The organism is Arthrobacter sp. LAR12-1-1.1 (genome assembly GCF_040676555.1).
GTDB lineage: Bacteria > Actinomycetota > Actinomycetes > Actinomycetales > Micrococcaceae > Arthrobacter.
The window spans coordinates 18,252-34,840 of sequence record NZ_JBEGIG010000007.1; the positions used below are offsets into that span (position 1 = coordinate 18,252).

The 16,589-nt window shown below is 62.6% G+C and carries 16 protein-coding genes and 1 pseudogene; 5 read left to right on the forward strand and 12 right to left on the reverse strand.

Annotation, left to right across the window (positions count from 1 at the left end):
* Positions 1–1,071: 1,071 nt before the first annotated feature.
* From MRBLAR12_RS06620 to MRBLAR12_RS06660, 9 genes and pseudogenes are all read right to left on the reverse strand, one after another.
* Positions 1,072–1,992, reverse strand: a complete 921-nt coding sequence (locus MRBLAR12_RS06620) for a glycerate kinase (protein WP_364744555.1) — start codon at positions 1,990–1,992, stop codon at positions 1,072–1,074.
* 10 nt (positions 1,993–2,002) lie between these two features.
* Positions 2,003–2,935, reverse strand: coding sequence for a 3-keto-5-aminohexanoate cleavage protein (locus MRBLAR12_RS06625; protein WP_364744560.1), 933 nt, complete (start codon positions 2,933–2,935; stop codon positions 2,003–2,005).
* A gap of 169 nt (positions 2,936–3,104) precedes the next feature.
* Positions 3,105–4,427, reverse strand: coding sequence for an MFS transporter (locus MRBLAR12_RS06630; protein ID WP_364744563.1), 1,323 nt, complete (start codon positions 4,425–4,427; stop codon positions 3,105–3,107).
* 77 nt (positions 4,428–4,504) lie between these two features.
* Positions 4,505–5,584 carry a LacI family DNA-binding transcriptional regulator gene (locus MRBLAR12_RS06635; protein ID WP_229995270.1) on the reverse strand — a complete coding sequence of 360 codons (1,080 nt, stop codon included), beginning with the start codon at positions 5,582–5,584 and terminating at the stop codon, positions 4,505–4,507.
* A gap of 330 nt (positions 5,585–5,914) precedes the next feature.
* Positions 5,915–6,444 (reverse strand): annotated as a pseudogene (locus MRBLAR12_RS06640) (gamma carbonic anhydrase family protein).
* A 194-nt stretch (positions 6,445–6,638) separates the two neighbouring features.
* Positions 6,639–7,610 carry a 3-hydroxyacyl-CoA dehydrogenase family protein gene (locus tag MRBLAR12_RS06645; RefSeq protein ID WP_364744566.1) on the reverse strand — a complete coding sequence of 324 codons (972 nt, stop codon included), beginning with the start codon at positions 7,608–7,610 and terminating at the stop codon, positions 6,639–6,641.
* Positions 7,611–8,087: 477 nt separating this feature from the next.
* Positions 8,088–8,279, reverse strand: coding sequence for a hypothetical protein (locus MRBLAR12_RS06650; RefSeq protein WP_229995268.1), 192 nt, complete (start codon positions 8,277–8,279; stop codon positions 8,088–8,090).
* Positions 8,280–8,332: 53 nt separating this feature from the next.
* Positions 8,333–8,707, reverse strand: coding sequence for a DoxX family protein (locus MRBLAR12_RS06655; RefSeq protein ID WP_229995267.1), 375 nt, complete (start codon positions 8,705–8,707; stop codon positions 8,333–8,335).
* Positions 8,708–8,753: 46 nt separating this feature from the next.
* Entirely contained in the window at positions 8,754–9,806 is a 1,053-nt protein-coding gene (locus MRBLAR12_RS06660; RefSeq protein WP_229995266.1) for an LLM class flavin-dependent oxidoreductase, read from the reverse strand.
* A gap of 66 nt (positions 9,807–9,872) precedes the next feature.
* On the opposite strand from MRBLAR12_RS06660, the gene MRBLAR12_RS06665 reads away from it, so the two are divergent.
* The 5 genes from MRBLAR12_RS06665 (at position 9,873) to MRBLAR12_RS06685 (ending at position 12,566) form a co-directional block, all read left to right on the forward strand.
* Positions 9,873–10,433: a MarR family winged helix-turn-helix transcriptional regulator gene (locus MRBLAR12_RS06665; protein WP_229995265.1), complete on the forward strand. Its 561-nt coding sequence runs from the start codon at positions 9,873–9,875 to the stop codon at positions 10,431–10,433.
* 296 nt (positions 10,434–10,729) lie between these two features.
* Positions 10,730–11,215: a MarR family winged helix-turn-helix transcriptional regulator gene (locus MRBLAR12_RS06670; RefSeq protein ID WP_364744621.1), complete on the forward strand. Its 486-nt coding sequence runs from the start codon at positions 10,730–10,732 to the stop codon at positions 11,213–11,215.
* Positions 11,216–11,336: 121 nt separating this feature from the next.
* Positions 11,337–11,915 carry an MBL fold metallo-hydrolase gene (locus tag MRBLAR12_RS06675; RefSeq protein WP_364744571.1) on the forward strand — a complete coding sequence of 193 codons (579 nt, stop codon included), beginning with the start codon at positions 11,337–11,339 and terminating at the stop codon, positions 11,913–11,915.
* Positions 11,903–12,142, forward strand: a complete 240-nt coding sequence (locus tag MRBLAR12_RS06680; protein WP_364744573.1) for a hypothetical protein — start codon at positions 11,903–11,905, stop codon at positions 12,140–12,142. The genes MRBLAR12_RS06675 and MRBLAR12_RS06680 overlap by 13 nt, the downstream gene beginning before the upstream one ends.
* A gap of 118 nt (positions 12,143–12,260) precedes the next feature.
* Positions 12,261–12,566 carry a nuclear transport factor 2 family protein gene (locus tag MRBLAR12_RS06685; RefSeq protein ID WP_229995262.1) on the forward strand — a complete coding sequence of 102 codons (306 nt, stop codon included), beginning with the start codon at positions 12,261–12,263 and terminating at the stop codon, positions 12,564–12,566.
* A gap of 514 nt (positions 12,567–13,080) precedes the next feature.
* Here the strand turns inward: MRBLAR12_RS06685 and lhgO are convergent.
* The 3 genes from lhgO to MRBLAR12_RS06700 all read right to left on the reverse strand — a co-directional run bounded on the left by lhgO (position 13,081) and on the right by MRBLAR12_RS06700 (position 16,563).
* Positions 13,081–14,280: an L-2-hydroxyglutarate oxidase gene (gene lhgO, locus MRBLAR12_RS06690; RefSeq protein ID WP_229995261.1), complete on the reverse strand. Its 1,200-nt coding sequence runs from the start codon at positions 14,278–14,280 to the stop codon at positions 13,081–13,083.
* A gap of 67 nt (positions 14,281–14,347) precedes the next feature.
* Positions 14,348–15,112, reverse strand: a complete 765-nt coding sequence (locus tag MRBLAR12_RS06695; protein WP_229995260.1) for an SDR family NAD(P)-dependent oxidoreductase — start codon at positions 15,110–15,112, stop codon at positions 14,348–14,350.
* Positions 15,112–16,563, reverse strand: a complete 1,452-nt coding sequence (locus tag MRBLAR12_RS06700; RefSeq protein WP_229995259.1) for an aldehyde dehydrogenase family protein — start codon at positions 16,561–16,563, stop codon at positions 15,112–15,114. Before MRBLAR12_RS06700 ends, MRBLAR12_RS06695 begins: the two co-directional genes overlap by 1 nt.
* Between the last annotated feature and the right edge of the window lie 26 nt (positions 16,564–16,589).

Here is a 16,589-nt window from a genome sequence, read left to right on the forward strand (position 1 = left end):
GGGTGTGGACACTGTCCACACTTAGGTCTGCTTTTTTCGTTGACCCTCAGGCTGTCTCCGTCTTTACTTCTCGGCCTACATAAGTTCATGCGGCCGCGAGTCTTCAACGACCTGATTCCCGTGAGACGCAAGGTTCTCGGGGGGAGCTGCAGGCGCAGGCTGTGGGGGGCCGGAGCGGTCGCACCGAAACAGGAGTTCATGCCCGCACGTTAGTGGTCGTGTTAGTGGATAGCTGGCCAGTCGCCACGTTCGCGATCAATTCCGCTCTCAGTACACCTAGGACGCAGGGCCCCCTTGGCGGTTAGGGTCTTTGCATGTTGCCCGAGGCCGACAACTCGAAGCTGACATCGCGGGGACGGGATCAACTGCGGCAGGAAGAATGCCTTCCGTGCTCCTTCCGTAACGGCAGCTAAGAGCCTTTCACGCGGAACGTCGCCGCAGGGGGATGTTTCCGGCCGCGGGCGATTGGGGTCTTGAAGGATCGCTGGGGAGTAAAGGAAGCCTGACGACGTCAGATTAGGGTGTACCCCATGCTGACTACCAGGACCGTACTTCGCAGCTGCGGTCAGCAATGCACGTGCGTTTGTTCCCAACATCGGACCACGACGTTGGCCCTTGTTTGAACCGACCAGACCGCGGTGCCTAAAGTGATCCCAGGTAGGGCTGGACCGCATCGGGAAGTCGTCTCGCAGACGCTATAAGGGGGACAGATCTAATTCATATGTCTATCCGTACGGCACCATGGGAGATAAGGCGACGGGGTGAGGAGCACGCCACAAGCTCTTGAGCTTTGGCTGCCTGAACGGCAGTTTCGAGCGCCAAGATCAGCTGAGTCTCCTTGTCGGCAGAGTGTTGGACGAACAGGTCAGCGATGATCCTTTACAAGGTCTTATCCGTTCTTGTGATGAGTTTGCGGGGCATGCTGTTGTTTCCTTGGGATACGGGCCCAGGTACGAAACCGAGGCTGGGCATCATGTCGGTGCCTGGCTGGGGCAGGTGGGCGTCGCCGATAAAACCTGGTAGCTCACTCCGCGGCTGCGACCTGGCTGGCGACGCGGTATCCGGCGTCCTTCAGTTCAGTGGCATGGGATGCAATGATGACGTCGGCGAAGCATAGTCTCCGAGGTCGGGGTGGATTGAGCCGACTATGGCGTAGACGGGTTTTCCGGTGCGGCGGGCAAGGATCTCCGAAATGATCTTGCCTTGTCCCGTCTGTGAGTCGAGGCGGCCTTCGCCGACCACGATGGCGTCGGCCTCCGCTGCCGATCGGTCAAAGTCCAGGAGGTCCAGCACGAATTTTGCTCCGGGTACTAACGCCGCCCCGTACATCGACCACATGCCTCCGCTGAAGCCACCTGCCGCGCCGGTTCGTGGGACCCCGCGCGGATCGCGCGGGTAGTCCGAGGCTTGGGCGTTTAGCCGGGCGGTGAGCTGATCTACCTCCGTCGGTCCTGCGCCCTTCTGCGGTCCGAAGACGCGGGCGGCGTCCTCGAAGGCAGTGGTTACGTCGCTGAGCACTGTCACGGAGGCGCCGCGTAACCCGCCGCGCTCCTCGATCGCTGTGATCGCGCCGCTGCCTCCGTCGGTTGTCGCGCTGCCGCCGGCGGCGACGAGGATCCGGCGGGCACCGCTTGCGGCTGCGTGGGCCATCAGGACGCCTGTTCCGTAGGTGTCGGCCGTGAGGGCGTTCCGCTCTCCCGGGCAGGGTGCGGTGATGCCGCTGGCTGCGGCCAGGCCGATCACTGCCGTGCCGTTCGGGGCCAGCCCGTAGGAGGCCCGTAGCGGATCGCGCCAGGGGCCGACGGTGTCCACGCGGACCTCCTCGGCTCCGAGGGAGCTGCTCAGAATTTCGTAGGTGCCCTCACCGCCGTCGGCTACGGGGAGTTCGGTGGCGTCGGCGCCGTAGGCCCGGGCGCCGGCGGCGATCAGGTTGGCGACGCGGGAGGCGGTGAAGGTGCCTTTGAAGCTGTCGGGGGCGATGAGGATGTGCATGTTCTTTGTCCTAGAAGCCGACGTTGTCGCGGCCCTTGAGTTGGAGCATTTCGCGGGCTTCGTCCGGGGTGGCCACTTCGAAGTTCAGCGCTTCGAGGATGGTTCTGATGCGCCGGACTTGTTCGGCGTTGGTTTTGGCCAATTCGCCGGGTCCGATCCACAGGGAGTCTTCCAGGCCCACGCGGACGTGGGATCCCATGGCGGCGCCGATGGTGGCCAGTGGCATCTGGTTCTTGCCGGCGCCCAGGATGGACCATTCGTAGTTATCGCCCAGGAGGCGGTCTGCTGTGCGGCGCATGTGCATGAGGTCTTCCGGGTGGGCTCCGATGCCCCCCAGGAGCCCGAAGACGGACTGTACGAACAGTGGTCCGCGCGCGAGGCCGCGGTCGTGGAAATGCGCGAGGTTGTTCAGGTGGGAGATGTCGTAGCACTCGAACTCGAAGCGGGTTCCGTTGGAGTTTCCGATGTTAAGGATGGTTTCGATGTCGGCGAAGGTGTTCTTGAAGACCAGGTCGCGGCTTCGCTCGAGTCCTTCGCGTTCCCATTCATGCTCGAAGTCTTTGAAGCGGTCCAGCATTGGGTACAGCCCGAAGTTCATTGAGCCCATGTTCAGGCTTGCCAGTTCCGGCTTGAAGACGGAGGCCGGAAGCATGCGCTCCTCGACCGTCATGTGCGGGGATCCGCCGGTGGTGATGTTGATGACGGCGTTGGTGTTGGCTTTGAGCTTGGCGAGGATTGGTTCGAAGTGGGCGGGGTCCTGGGACGGGCGGCCGTCTTTGGGGTCCCTGGCGTGCATGTGGACGATTGCCGCGCCGGCTTCGGCTGCGCCGATGGCGGCGTCGGCGATCTCCTCGGCGCTGACGGGCAGGTGAGGGGACATCGATGGGGTGTGGATGGCGCCTGTGACGGCGGAGGTGATGATGACCTTGCGTTTGCGGGACATGATGATGCTTCTTTCGGGGAGAATGTTTTCCTGCAGGCACCGAGTCGAACGTCTCGGTGCCTGCAGTCGTGTTGGTGAGGAAGAAGAGGCGTGCCATGTCGGCGGTGTCTTCGTGACGTTCTGATGGACGCGGTGCGGGGGTGCGGGGAGTCCGCTGTCCGTGGGTCCGCTAGTGAACGGCTACAGCCTTCGGATCTGCCTTTTTGGAACCGCGTTTGAGTCCAAGTGTGAGGAGCGCGCCGATGATGCACATGCCGGCAACGAACCAGAGGCCGGCCATCTTCGACCCGGTGGCGTCCTCTACGAATCCCATGACGTATGGTCCGGTAAAGCCGCCGAACAGGCCCACGGTGTTGACGAACGCCAGGCCGGCAGCCAGGGAGGACCCGGAGAGCCGGGTCGTGGGGTAGGTGTAGAGGACCGGCAGCAGTGCGTAGAAGTTAAAGGCCGCGAGGCTGAAACCGATCAGTCCCAGGACGGGGCCGCCGATGGCACCGAGCGTGAAGCCGGCCGCAATCCCGATCATCGTCGTGGTGGTTATCAGCTTGGAGCGCGAACCGGTGGTGGCCAGCTTTGGTATCGTCAAGGCGCCTACAGCGGAGAAGACCCACGGGATGGCGGTCAGCAGGCCAATCTGGATGGGACTGAGCTTTCCGTAGGTGCCGATGACGGAGGGCAGGAAGAAGGCAAGGGTGTAGAAGGCAATCTGGTGAGTGAAGTAGATCGCAACCACGAGCAGGATCTGCTTGTCCTTCACGATGTGGCGCAGTTTTGAGTTACCGGCGGCCTTCGCGCCGGCCTGCTCTTCGGCGGCGATCCGCGCCTCAAGGTCTTCGGCCTCATCCCGGGTGAGGAACTTGGCGTCGGTGGGCTTGTTCGGCAGCGTCTTCCAGATGATGACAGCCAGGGCACACGCGGGAAGGCCTTCGAGGAGGAACATCCACTGCCATCCATGCAACCCTACGAGGCCGTCCAGGGTCAGCAGCAAACCGCCGAGCGGGGCGCCGATGATGTTGGCAATGGATCCGCCGAGCAGGAACATGCCGTTGGCCTTGGCCCGGTGCTCGAGCGTGAACCACTGGGTGATCAGGTACAGGACTCCGGGGAACAGGCCGGCCTCGGCAATGCCTAGCAGCATGCGCATGATGTAGAAGGACGTTTCGCCCTGAACAAACATCATGCCCGCTGAGAGCAGGCCCCAGGTGATCATGATGCGCGTGATCCAGAAGCGGGCTCCGACCTTGTGCATGATGAGGTTGGAGGGGATCTCGGACAGCGCGTAGGTCAGGAAGAATATGCCGGCGCCGATGCCATAGGCGGTTGCGGAAATGCCGAGGTCAATTTCCAGGCGGTCCTTGGCCATACCGATGTTGGTACGGTCGAGGAAAGCCATGACGTAGGCGGCGATCAGCAGGGGCATCAGGCGCCGGTATATGACCTTGTTAATGGTTTTGGGCGGCCTCATTGCCGTCCCGACGGTGTCAGTGGACATAGGTGTGCCTTCTCTTGTTAATGGGTTGCCCGGAAATGGCCGGGGAGTGTGCTGCTGTTACGCGGATGCCGGAGGCTTCAAGGGGATGCTGGAGCTGCTCCTGCTGGGCATCCGCAGGACGTGCCGATATGCAGCCGGTGCGCGCATATCGTCTGGGTGTACGTGGTTCGGGGGGACGCGATCTGGTCCAGCAGCAGCTCGAATGCCCGGTCCGCCATCTGCTTGACGGGTTGGACGATGGTGGTCATGCCGATCAGTCGTGAGCGGCTGTGCGTCAGTCCGTCGCTGCCAACGACAGCTACGTCTTCCGGGATTCGAAGCCCACGGGCCAAGGCGTGTTCCATGACCCCCATGGCGATTTCATCCGATCCGCAGACAATCGCCCGAGGTGGGGCAGATGAGTCCAGCAGCTGCTGCGCGGCGACCAGCCCTCCGTCGGCGCTCAGGCGCGTGCTGATTTTGCGCGGGCCACTGATGTCGGCGCCGGCCGCCGCCGCTGTACGGACGAAGGCGATTTCACGGGCCATGGAGGCTGTTGAGAATCGCGGACCGATCACGGTCGCGATCTCGGTGTAGCCATGGTCCAGGATGTGCTGCATGAGCTGGGACGCCGCCGTGTCATCGTCGATTCCCACGAAGTCGCCAGGGACGTGGTCCGCACGCCGGGAGAGGTAGACATAGGGAATGCGCCGTTGCCTCAGCGTGCGTAGTGCACGGGAGTCTTCCCGGAGAGCGCCGGCGATGATGACCCCGTCGACGTTTCGTGCCGCCAGCGTTGAGGCGATCTGGGCGAGGGATTCAGGGTCATCGAATGTTGTGGCGACGAAGACGTCGAACCCCTCGGCCGCCGAAGCGGTGATGATGTGCTGCGCCCATCCTGTGTGCATCGGGTTGGTGATGTTGGGAAGGATGAAACCGACGACGCGCGTGAGCAACGGGTCGGGCAGGCGGCCGTGGCCGGATGGCCGGTAGCCGAGTTCGTTGGCGATCTTCAGAATCTGCCGGCGTGTATCAGCCGATACGCCTTGGCGGCCATTCATCACATAGCTGACCGTGGCCGGTGAAACGCCTGCTGCACGGGCAACAGCAGCAGCAGAGATCTTCGCGGGACGCTGTGAATTCTGCACGGGCGTCACGGCTGCTGTAGCACCGACCATCGTGTTTCCTTTCAACGTCGTAAGGGGATTCCCAGCTGGAAGTCTTTGTGATGTCCATTACAGCCGGGCGAGATGGTGTTAAGCAACGTTAAGTAAAATGTAATGAAGCTTCGTTAGTTCTACGGCATGAAACCGGTCTGAGGAGGTGGCGCGCTGGACTCGCGGTGACGGCAGACGGGGCTCCGGCGGCGCTTATCCAGCGGGCCGAAGGGTTTCGCACTGTCATGCGGTCGGGCCGGAGATGTGTTGCCCGACGGCGTTGTCTTAGGGCGCGCTTCATGGGCGTGTAACGGGGGAGCGGACCTGAGGCGGCCGTGGCCTCGTTGTGGCTTAGGTCGGAGTTGGTTCGTGGAGCTGCCGGTGGGCCTGGGCCAGTTCCACGTAGCGGGTGGCGTTGGCTTGGACCCCGCGTATTCCTCGTCGGTCAGTTCACGTCGTACTTTGGCCGGGATCCCGGCGACGAGTGAACGCGGCGGAACTACGGCGCCTTCCAGTACCACGGCGCCTGCGGCTACCAGTGAACCTGTGCCGATGACGGCTCCGTTGAGGATTGTGGCGTTCATTCCGATGAGGCAGTCGTCCTCTACGGTGCAACCGTGGAGGACTGCGGAGTGCCCGACGCTGATGCGGTCGCCCAGCGTGCAGGGATAGCCGGGGTCGGCGTGGAGCACCACGTTGTCCTGCAGGTTTGTGCCCACGCCCACGGCGATCGCTGCAGTGTCCGCCCGGACGGAGACCCCGTAAAAGGCACTCGCTTCCTTACCGAGTGTGGCCCTGCCGATGATGGCGGCAGTCGGTGCCACGAAGGCGGATTGGTGGATATCCGGCTTGGTGCCGGCGAAGGGGTAGATGGGAGCCATTGGCCCTGAACCTCCGAAACGTTAAGGAATGTCTAAGGCGTCTCCGTGGCCCGGTGGCAGCCTGAACGATGGGACGGGGTTCGCCGGCGCTGTTGCAGCGACCGCTACCGCCGTCTGGCAAGCGCACAAAGGCGCATTTGTCGTGCCGGGGCCTGGATGAATTCTTGGTCAGGGTATGGACCTGGACAAGAGATCTATGCGTTTTTGGAGAGGAACGGCGGCGGGCCGAGCCGTTCCTTGAGGGCCTTGAGTTCAGAGTAGGCCCGGTCCCTGTAATTGGCGATCTCTTGCGCTGCGGCCGGATCCATGGTGAGGAACCCCTGCCCGGTCTTGAGGCCAAGATGCCCTTCGGCGACTTTGCCCTTGAGGACTTCGGGCGCTGCGAGGCGGCTGCCGTAAGCACTTTCAATGCTGCGGAAGGAGTTTTCATAGACGTCCAGGCCGGCGATGTCAGCAATTGCAAAGGGTCCGAAGAAGGCCAGACGGAAGCCGAAGGCATTGCTGACGACCTCGTCGACTACCTCCGGCGTGGCCAGGCCCTCTTCGACCATGGATGAGGCTTCCTTGAACAGAGCGTACTGGAGCCGGTTGGCGACGAATCCGGCCGAGTCGGCGACGCGCGTGGCGACTTTGCCAGCCTTCTTCAGCAGCTCCTCCACGGCGCCGATTGCTTCCGGTGACGTGTTTTCCGTGGGGATGATTTCCACGGAAGGAACGAAGAATGACGGGTTCATCCAGTGCACGCCGAGGAAGTTTTGGGGCCGGGTGACGGACTCTGCCAGGGTGCCAATGGGAATGGCCGAAGTGTTGCTGCCAATAACGGTGTGCGGGCCGGCTGCGTTGCTGATGCGTGCCAAGGTGGCTTGCTTGAGGTCAAGGATCTCCGGAACTGCCTCGCTGACGTAGTCGGCTCCTTCGACGGCGCTTTCGATGCTCTCGGCGGCTCGCAGATTGGCCACCAGCAGGTCATGGGCGCCCTCAGGGAACAGTCCCCTCGACTCATAGTCCTTGCCCTCTTCAACCAGGCGGCGCACTGAGTTTTGGGCGGCCTCGGCCGTGACATCCGCCAGGGCGCATGGCAGGCCTGCCAGGGCCAGGGTCTGCGCAATCCCTCCACCCATGTATCCGCCGCCGACGACAGCAACTTTGGTAATTTCAGTGGGCATTCGAACTCCTTTGTATAGCCGGGCATGACCCGGTTCCTGACTTTTGATTGCCGCAATGAATGGGCAAGGCCGTCAGGGCGTTTTCGGCAGCAGCAGCCGCTTGCTTGGCGGTATGCCGTGCCGTAGGTAGGGGTCTTGGAGCCACGTCGATGTGGGCACCCGGACGATGACCTCGCTCGCTGGCATGTCCGTCTGCTAGGAGCGTAGAGCGGGGACCGGTGGTAAGCAACGTTAAGTTCGGGGGAGAGGATCCGACCCGGCGGGGCATGGAGGCGTCACTTGGTTCCTGGCGCGGACGCCGAACACGCTGGCGGCTCGGGAGCAATAAGGGGCTAGCAGGCTCAGCGGGGACGTCCCTTTTTTCGGAAGCTGAGGGGTCTGTGTGATCATCGCTTGATCTTCTAAGTTGTCCCGGCATTGATAAGTCGCCGGGGTCTTTTCGGGGTGGTCTGACGCTCAGGTTGGCCACTGCCGGATTCAGATCCAGTTGGTTGCTTCCGGTGCCTGGCCGATGACTGCGCCGTTCTGTTCCGGTGACGCCGCCGTTGCCGCCGCGGCCGGGGGCCCACCGGGTTGGGTGATAGCGGCGAGCGGTCCGGAGATGACCTGGGGTGCTGCCGCCTCGGTGTTGCTGAAGGTCATCGTGCTCGGCTGGTCGGTGACTTTCACCAGCACTCCGGTGTCGGCTGCCGCAAACCTTATTGAGGAATCACTCCCTCCGCTCAGAGGCCGTACGGGCCAAAACGGGCAACTGCGACACCAGCGGCAAGGATGCCCAAGACGAGGTTGATGATGACGTTGGGCGTTTCGTGGCGGCGGCCGTGAGTGATGGCAGCGCCTGCCATGAGGAAGAAGAGCCCGGCCGCGGCTGTGGGCACCAGCACCGTGGCTATTCCCAGTAGTGCCGGCAGGATGAGGCCGAGGGCGGCGAGGATTTCGAGTGCGCCGATGCGCTTGACGGCGCCGTCGGAGAAGTCTTCCACCCAGCCTTGGCCGGCGGCCGCGAGCTTCGCCTTGGGTTGGGCAATTTTCATGGTTCCTGCGGCAAGGAAGAGAAGGGCGAGTACGGCGGTGATGATCCAGAGGGCGACGTTCATGATGTTCTTCTTTCGTGAGTCACAGGGTTGTTCGTGGCTGGGGCCGTCATGCGACTTCCATCGCGTTCCGGTGGTCGGCGAGTATTTCGCGGACCATCGGCACGACTTTGCTCCCGTAGAGTTCGACGGCTTTGAGGCGTGCGCTGATTGGCTGGGCTCCGGAAGTGAAGATGAGGTCGAAGCGGCCAACGTCCAGTGAGGCCACGGCACGGGCGATTCTCCTGGCGACGGTCTCCGGTGAGCCGATGTACATCGAGCCGTTCCGGGTTTCGGCCTCGAAATCTTCGCGGCGGACGGGCGGCCAGCCGCGGAGGGCTCCGATGCGGTCCCTGACCACCTTGTAGTGGGGCCAGAAGATCTCTTTGGCTTCGTCGTCGGAATCCGCAATGAACCCGGGGGAGTGCATTCCTACCGGCCACGCCGTCGTGTTGAAGTCCGCGGCAGCCCGTTTGTAGAGGTCGATGAAGGGCGTGAACCGTTCGGGCTGTCCGCCGATAATGGCGAGCATCATGGGGAACCCGTATTTCGCCGTGCGGACCACTGACTGGGGCGTGCCGCCGACGCCTACCCACGTCCGCAGACCGCCCTCAGTCTTGGGGTAGACATCGGCATCAACCAGCGGTGCACGCATGGTGCCTTTCCAGGTCACGGGTTTCTCGTCAAGGAGTCGTGCGAACAGTTCAATCTTCTCCTCAAAGAGCACGTCGTAGTCTTTGAGGTCGTAGCCGAAGAGGGGGAACGACTCGGTGAAGGAACCCCGCCCCAGAATGACCTCGGCGCGGCCGTTGGACAGCGCATCCACTGTCGCAAATCGCTGGAAGACGCGCACGGGGTCATCGGAGCTGAGCACCGTCACGCCGGATCCAAGGCGGATGCGTGAGGTGCGCGTGGCCATGCCGGCCAGGACAGTCTCGGGGGCCGAGACTGAATATTCCGGGCGGTGGTGCTCACCGACAGTAAAGGCATCCACACCCAACTGGTCGGCCAGCACGGCCTCGTCGACCAACTGCCGGATCGCACGGGCATGGCTGACTGGTGCGCCCTGGTCGTCAACAGGGACGTCGCCGAAGGTGTCCAGGCCAAAGATCACTTCGCTCATGGGTCTCCTCTAGTTGATATGTCAATTACTTAATTGACGCGTCAATCATCACCCCGTATGGTTGACATGTCAAACGAAGACGAGGTGGTTATGGAACAAAGCGGTAAGAGTGCCCGGCGGAGTCTTACTCCGGATGAACTGGCCGTATGGCGCGAGTATGTCGAGACGGCAGAGGCGATAAGACAGGCTTTGGCGACGGGACTGCAGGCCACCTCCGGCGTTTCCCCGGGCGACTACGCGGTGCTCCTGGCCCTGAGCGAGTCCGAAGGACACCGTTTGCGATCCTCCACGCTCGCCGCGGGTGTCGGATGGGAGCGCAGCCGACTTTCGCACCACCTGGGTCGCATGGAATCCCGGGGGCTCATTCGACGGCGTAAGTCGGGTAACGACAGCCGTGGCGCAGAGGTGGAACTTACCGACGACGGAGCACGGACTTTCCGCGCTTCCTCAGCGCCGCATCTTCGGCTCGTCCGCCGGTTCTTCATCGAAGCCCTCACGCCTGAAGACCTCGAAGCCGTTGGAAAGGTTGCAAAGAGCTTGCGCCGCCACCTGAACGAACTCGCACATGAACGTGGAACCGACCAGGGCCTAGCCGTCGTCGAACCTTCTCCGGGTGGCACCATTTAGTCGAAACCCGTGCGGTCCTCGACGGTCCAGGCTTCGTAGAACTCGGCCTTTCGTAGGGTCTTCTGTTGCGTTCCGGAGGGTGGAGTCCGGATCAGCGTCGGAGGACGCCCGCCATGGCTTGCGACTGATTTCCTGTGGAGTTGCGGCGGCGATTGTTTTGTATGGCCGTCTGCTGTTGCGGGTCGCTCTGGTGGAGGAATCACCGCTGGGTGTAAGGGGCCGGCGGGCAACCCGGGTCCCGGGCAGGGAAGGAGATTGTTGCGGGGAGATAAGCATAATGTTGGACGGTGAACAGTATGAAGGAATTCGGCTCCGGCCAAGAGGCTGCCAACGATCATCGCGTCCTGGTCTTCGGGCGCCTTCTGGGTGCGGCGAACCGGCTGGAGTTTCTTCTTGGCCGCGACCTGGAGCAGGAGTTCGGCATCAGCCATTCCCTTTTTGAACTGCTTCTCCTCGCAGGACGGGCGGGCGACCAGGGAATCCCGGTGCGTGACATCGCCCAAGCGAGGGTGTTGACGTCAGGCGGAGCCACGCGGTTGGTGCAGCGCGCCTCAGCGCTGGGCCTTATTGAACGGGAGAGCTCCGTTTCCGACGCCCGTGTCCAGTTGATCCGCCTCTCGGCGCACGGCGAAGACTTGCTCCTCAGAGCCGGTAGCCGCCACGTGCAGAATATCGAACGGTACCTGCTCGACCTACTCTCACCCGCAGAGGCCGAGGTGTTCTCGGAGGCCGTCAAAAGGATCAGCAAGAATGCTGCGCAGGAATTGCCGATCATGCCGTGAACGATTGGGCATAACTCCCAACAATAGCTGACTAGTCAGCTATTGTTGGATCTGAGTGAGCGTGCATTGCGTGACTCGCTTCGGGGCGTTCTCGAGGGCATCCGAGAGAGGTTAACCAGTAATGTCACTGAATTTTGAGGTCTTCGATCTCGACTTCCCCGCAGGTTCACCAAACAAGTCGGCAACGTTGGTTATCGGCCCGTCCAAGGCAATGCTTGTGGACGCAGGCTTCACCCGGGCCGACGGCCACCGTCTCGTTGCGGCCATCTTGGACTCCGGCAAAGAGCTGGAAACCGTCTTCATCAGCCACGCCGACCCGGACTTCTACTTCGGCCTGGAAGTCTTCGCCGATGCGTTCCCGGATGCCACAATCCTGGCGACCCCGATAGTCATCGAGCACATCCAGGCGACATTCGAGGGCAAACTCAAGGCCTGGGCAGCACTGGGCGCCAACCTCCCGACCCGCCTGGCCGTGATCGCGCCCCTGAATGCAGGCGCAATTGAACTCGACGGGTACCGCTTTGACCTTCGCGGCGGCTCTGACCTGCTCCTGACAGGCACTACCTCTTCAACGCTGATCAGAAAGCAGTGGTCGGCGGGGTCCTGGTCTTCCAGGAAGAACACGTCTGGACCGCAGACACCCCCACCCCCGAACAGCGCTCGGCATGGATCGAACTCCTTGACCAGATGCAGGCCCTGAACCCACAACTCGTCATAGCGGGCCACCGGCTGCCCGGAACCGCCAACGATGCCACGGCCATCGATTACACGCGGTCCTACCTCCGGGAATTCGAAGGGATACTTGCCCGCTCAGCCGATGCCGCCGCCGGCACGGCCGCCCTGATCGAAAGCTACCCAAACTCCGGAATGCTCATCGCACCGCAAATCGGAACCAAGGTCGCCAAGGGGGAAATGACATGGGGCTGAATGACGCCGCTGAACCTGCCCGCTCAAGCTCGCCTCGGGACGTCATCCGCCGTCAGTATCTGGCCTCAGCAGCAGGTGACCTCGAAGCGCTCCGCGCCACGATGGTCCCTGATGTCGAATGGACGGAGATGGCCGGCTTCCCCTTGCAGGGACCTACCGCACGCCCAACGAAGTGACCTCCAACGTCATGGAAATTCTCGGTAGAGACTGGGAGGGGCGGGCGGCCCACGACGACACCTACATCGTCGAAGGTGAAAACGTAGTGGTCCTCGCCCGGTACACCGCCAGGCACCGGGCAACCGGGAAACCCTTGACCGTCCGGGTGGCCCACCACTTCATCGTCCGCGGCGGACTTATCGTACGCTTCGAACAATTCGTCGACACCGCAAGGGTTGCCGAAGCAGGCCTGCCCGGGGACCGCTGACCGAATCCGCATAGGCCTGACGGCGACAACGCCAAAAGAGTCGGTGCCGTCAGCATTTCCTTACCGCCCACTGGCATCAAGACCACCGAGTGCGCATGTGATCGGTTGGCAGAGTCACCAATACATACCTGCATGTGCCGGGTTACAGCCAAGACGCGGTTCTCGTCCCTAGGGCTCTCACCGGAAGCCGAGAGCAGTCCTCACTGGTTCTGCAATGAGAGGAAGCCCTTGCACGCGGTTGATGCCACGCGGTACGCAAAAGCCTGCATTGTGGTGAGGGGCTTCCTCGTTGAGCGCGGCACGCGGCCCGGCTCCGCGTCCGGTCCTGAACGCGGCGGGACGACCGTTCGCCCAGGAACCGACGGTCGAAGATAGTCCGTGGCCGCGGGCCGCACTCCCATCGGTCCGTCTCGGGTCCGGAGCAGTAAAAGCAGTCAGCGTCCCCACGCCGGCGCAAATGCTCTGGTCTTCGGCCAGCATCCCTCGGGACGCTGAAGCCCGGCCCGCCTCAGCTTCAGGGGCGGGCGAGTACATGGTGGTCAATGAGATGGTCGGCGATCGACATGGCCGAGGTTGCCGCCGGTGACGGAGCATTGCGCAGTAGCGTGACGGGTCCGACCTGGTCGATGGCGAAATCATCCAGGAGCGAGCCATCACTGGCCCATGCCTGGGCCCGGACACCAGCGGCGGTTTTAGCGGTCAGGTCGGCCATCTCGAGCTCAGGAATAAACCGGCTCGCTTCCTTGAAGTAAAGCGGTTTGATGAGGGACGCGGCGATTTCCTTGGCTCCCATCCGCCAGTGCTGCTTCGCCAAGGTGGGCGCCCCTGGCCAGGTCGCCGACGCCCAGGTGTCCTTGAGTGAGATGGTCCGCCAACCGTAGCCTTCGCGGGCCAAGGCTGGGACAGCGTTGGGACCAACGTGGATGTCGTCATAGACGCCCCGGGTGAAGTGAACGCCGAGGAAGGGGAAGCTGGGATCAGGTACGGGGTAGATCATGCCTTTGACGAGGTGCTGCTTCGCCGCTGACAGAGCCCAGTATTCACCACGGAAGGGCAGGATTTTGGGTGAGGGGGAGGCGCCTACGAACTGGGCAACCAGATCGGATTGCAGTCCGGCGCAGACAATGAGGCGGTCGAAAACTAGTTCTGCTGCGCTGGTGGTTACCTGGACCTTGCCGTTGGCATGCGCGATCCGGGTGACTTCGTGTCCGAGGAGTATCCGGCCGCCGGCTTGGCGGATGTCCTCGGCCATGGCTTCAGTAATTGCGGCGTAGTCGACGACGGCGGTGTGCGGGGAGTGCAGGGCGGCGACGCCGGCAGCGTGTGGCTCAATTTCCTTGATTTGTTCGGCGTTGAGGCGGCGCAGGCCGGGCACGTTGTTGGCGACCGACCGTTTTTCGATATTCTCCAGTGCGGGCAGCTCTTCTGCTGTCAAAGCTACGACGAGTTTGCCGACTTCCCGGTAGGGGAGGTTCTTTTCCAGGCAGTAGTCGCGGGTGAGGTGCCTGCCGCGGGCGCACAGGGTCGCTTTGAGCGACCCCGGGGCGTAGTATAGCCCGGCATGGACCACGCCGGAGTTGTGTCCTGTCTGGTGCATGGCGACGCGGTGCTCTTTTTCCACTACCGTTACCTCGCCCATTCCTCGCTGGGTGAGGGCGCGGGCGATTGCGATGCCCACGATGCCTCCGCCGATGATGCCAATCTGTTCGGTCATCGTTGTCTCTGTTTCTTGTCTGGCTCCCCTGCGGGGATGCGTTTAAATTTGTGTGTTAATGCACAGGTCAGCTGGCCGTCCAGCCGCCGTCGACCATCAGTAGCTGGCCGGTAATGTAGCTGGATGCGTCGGAAGCCAGGAACACCGCGGCGCCGGCGAGTTCTTCCGGTTCGCCGAATCTGTTCATCGGTATCCGCTGGAGCATTCGCTCTTTCCGCTCAGTGTCGTTGAACACGGCTTCTGTGAGCTTGGTCCGGATGTAGCCGGGCCCCAGACCGTTGACCCGGATGCCCCGTCCGGCCCACTCGAGGCTGAGGTTTCGGAGAACTCCGTATATCCCGGACTTACTGGCCGTGTAGGCGACAACGGAGGGCAGGGAGAGCTGGCTTGAGAGCGACCCTATGAAGATGTGGCTCCCGCGGCGGCCTTTTTCAAGTTGGCGTCTTCCGAGTTCCTGGCTGAGCAGGAACGGGGCGGTCAGGTTGATGCTGATGACGCGGTCCCACTCATCAGGGTCAAAAGACTCTGCCGGTTCGCGGTGCTGCACCCCGGCGGCATGGACGACGACGTCGATTCCGCCGCCCAGCCCATTTTCGACTTGGTCGAGTAGCGGCGCTGCGGCACCCCGGACCGATACGTCTGTAGGGAACGCAGTGGCTGCTGGTCCGATTGCTCTTGCCGCGCTGTGGAGTTCGTCTTCGCTGCGGGACACCAGCGCCACTTGAGCGCCGGCTTGTGCGAGTCCGTTGGCGATGGCATATCCCAGGCCGCGGCCGGCGCCTGTGACAAGTGCGCGCTTCCCTTCAAGGGAGAATTGGTTTCCTTCGCTCATTACTGCGTCCGGATCGCGGCAGTTTTGATGCGGGTGTAGAAGCTCAGCGCTTCAAGGCCCTGCTCCTTGAAGGGGGAACCGGAGTCCTTGAAACCGCCAAAGGGGTGGTGGATGTCCCAGCCGGTGGTGGGCTGGTTTACCGAGACCTGTCCGGTGTCGACGCTGTTGATGAAGGCAAATGCGTGGCCAAGGTCTTTGGTGAAGACGGCGCTGGAGAGTCCGTAGGCCGAGTCGTTCACCGCGTCGATGGCTTCTTCTACAGTGTCCACGACGGTCATAGCCAGCACCGGCCCGAAGACCTCGTCCCTCCAGATATCCAGGTCGGTTGAGATACCTAAAAGTGTTGGTTCCACAAAGGCGCCGGTCTGGCGTTGTTCCTCTCCGAGGGGAGCGGTGGCAATGACTTCGGCGCCCTGGCGGATCGCCGTTGAGATGTGGGCTTGGATCTGCTGCTGCGCTTTTTTGCTGACGACGGGACCGAGGCTTGCGTCCGGGGTGTTCCCGCTGGCAACTTTGAGTTCCGCTACGGCGGCCACCAGTTTGCTGCGGATCTGGGTTTCGATGCTCCGCTGCACGATGAGGCGGCTGGTGGCGGTGCACCGCTGCCCGGCCTGGGCGAAGGCGCCGGCGATTATTGTGGGGACGGCTGCGTCCAGGTCGGCGTCTTCGAGGACGACTGCCGCGTTTTTTCCGCCCATTTCGGTTTGCACCCGAATGCCTGTCCCGGCGAGTTCCTTCTGCAGCTGTACTCCGATCTCAGTCGATCCTGTAAACGAGACTGCACGCAGCCCTTGATGTGATGTGAGCTTCTGCCCAATGTCCGCTCCGCGGCCTGTGACGGTGCCGAGCACGCCGGCAGGAAGGCCCGCCTTGTGAAGAAGTTCGGCGAGCTTGAGCGCGATGATCGGTGTTTCGCTGGCCGGCTTGAGTACTACGGCGTTGCCGGCTAGCAGCGCGGGGGCGAGCTTCCTCGCCGGTGTCAGCAGGGGGTCGTTCCACGGTGTGATGAGGAGGACGACGCCGATTGGTTCGCGGATCTGGCTGGCGAATGTGCCCGGGCGGGCGTCGGGCAGGTACTCTCCGAACGGAAGCCGGGCGAGGCCGCCGTAGTATTCAAAGAATTCGGCCGACTTCCCGACTTCGCCCGTGGCTTCTGCCCGGGTCTTGCCCATCTCGGTGACGATGGTGGCAACCAGGTCCTCCGAGTGCTCCCGGATCAGGGAGGCTGTGTTCAGGAGAATCCGCCCTCGCTCCAGGTGGCCGGTCTTCTTCCATGTCTTCGCGCCCTCGGCAGCGGCGTTGAAGACCTCGTCCAGATCGTTCGGGCCCATGGCTGGGACCTGGCCGATGATGTCGCCGTTCGTGGCCGGGTCCGTGACATCCAGGGTTGTTCCCAGGCTGGCGTGGACGAATTCGCCGTTGACCAGGTTCTTAACTAGTCCGATCGTCATCTTGTCTGCTCCTGTGCGCTTTGTGC

Excerpts from the sequence above, each read along its gene's own strand:
- lhgO (WP_229995261.1), bottom strand. The coding sequence starts at position 14,280 with ATGACCGAACAGATTGGCATCATCGGCGGAGGCATCGTGGGCATCGCA.
- MRBLAR12_RS06635 (WP_229995270.1), bottom strand. The coding sequence starts at position 5,584 with ATGGTCGGTGCTACAGCAGCCGTGACGCCCGTGCAGAATTCACAGCGT.
- MRBLAR12_RS06680 (WP_364744573.1), top strand. The coding sequence starts at position 11,903 with ATGCAGGCCCTGAACCCACAACTCGTCATAGCGGGCCACCGGCTGCCC.
- MRBLAR12_RS06670 (WP_364744621.1), top strand. The coding sequence starts at position 10,730 with ATGAAGGAATTCGGCTCCGGCCAAGAGGCTGCCAACGATCATCGCGTC.
- MRBLAR12_RS06700 (WP_229995259.1), bottom strand. The coding sequence starts at position 16,563 with ATGACGATCGGACTAGTTAAGAACCTGGTCAACGGCGAATTCGTCCAC.
- MRBLAR12_RS06665 (WP_229995265.1), top strand. The coding sequence starts at position 9,873 with ATGTCAAACGAAGACGAGGTGGTTATGGAACAAAGCGGTAAGAGTGCC.
- MRBLAR12_RS06685 (WP_229995262.1), top strand. The coding sequence starts at position 12,261 with ATGGACGGAGATGGCCGGCTTCCCCTTGCAGGGACCTACCGCACGCCC.
- MRBLAR12_RS06625 (WP_364744560.1), bottom strand. The coding sequence starts at position 2,935 with ATGTCCCGCAAACGCAAGGTCATCATCACCTCCGCCGTCACAGGCGCC.
- MRBLAR12_RS06660 (WP_229995266.1), bottom strand. The coding sequence starts at position 9,806 with ATGAGCGAAGTGATCTTTGGCCTGGACACCTTCGGCGACGTCCCTGTT.
- MRBLAR12_RS06620 (WP_364744555.1), bottom strand. The coding sequence starts at position 1,992 with ATGCACATCCTCATCGCCCCCGACAGCTTCAAAGGCACCTTCACCGCC.
- MRBLAR12_RS06675 (WP_364744571.1), top strand. The coding sequence starts at position 11,337 with ATGTCACTGAATTTTGAGGTCTTCGATCTCGACTTCCCCGCAGGTTCA.
- MRBLAR12_RS06645 (WP_364744566.1), bottom strand. The coding sequence starts at position 7,610 with ATGCCCACTGAAATTACCAAAGTTGCTGTCGTCGGCGGCGGATACATG.
- MRBLAR12_RS06655 (WP_229995267.1), bottom strand. The coding sequence starts at position 8,707 with ATGAACGTCGCCCTCTGGATCATCACCGCCGTACTCGCCCTTCTCTTC.
- MRBLAR12_RS06630 (WP_364744563.1), bottom strand. The coding sequence starts at position 4,427 with ATGTCCACTGACACCGTCGGGACGGCAATGAGGCCGCCCAAAACCATT.
- MRBLAR12_RS06695 (WP_229995260.1), bottom strand. The coding sequence starts at position 15,112 with ATGAGCGAAGGAAACCAATTCTCCCTTGAAGGGAAGCGCGCACTTGTC.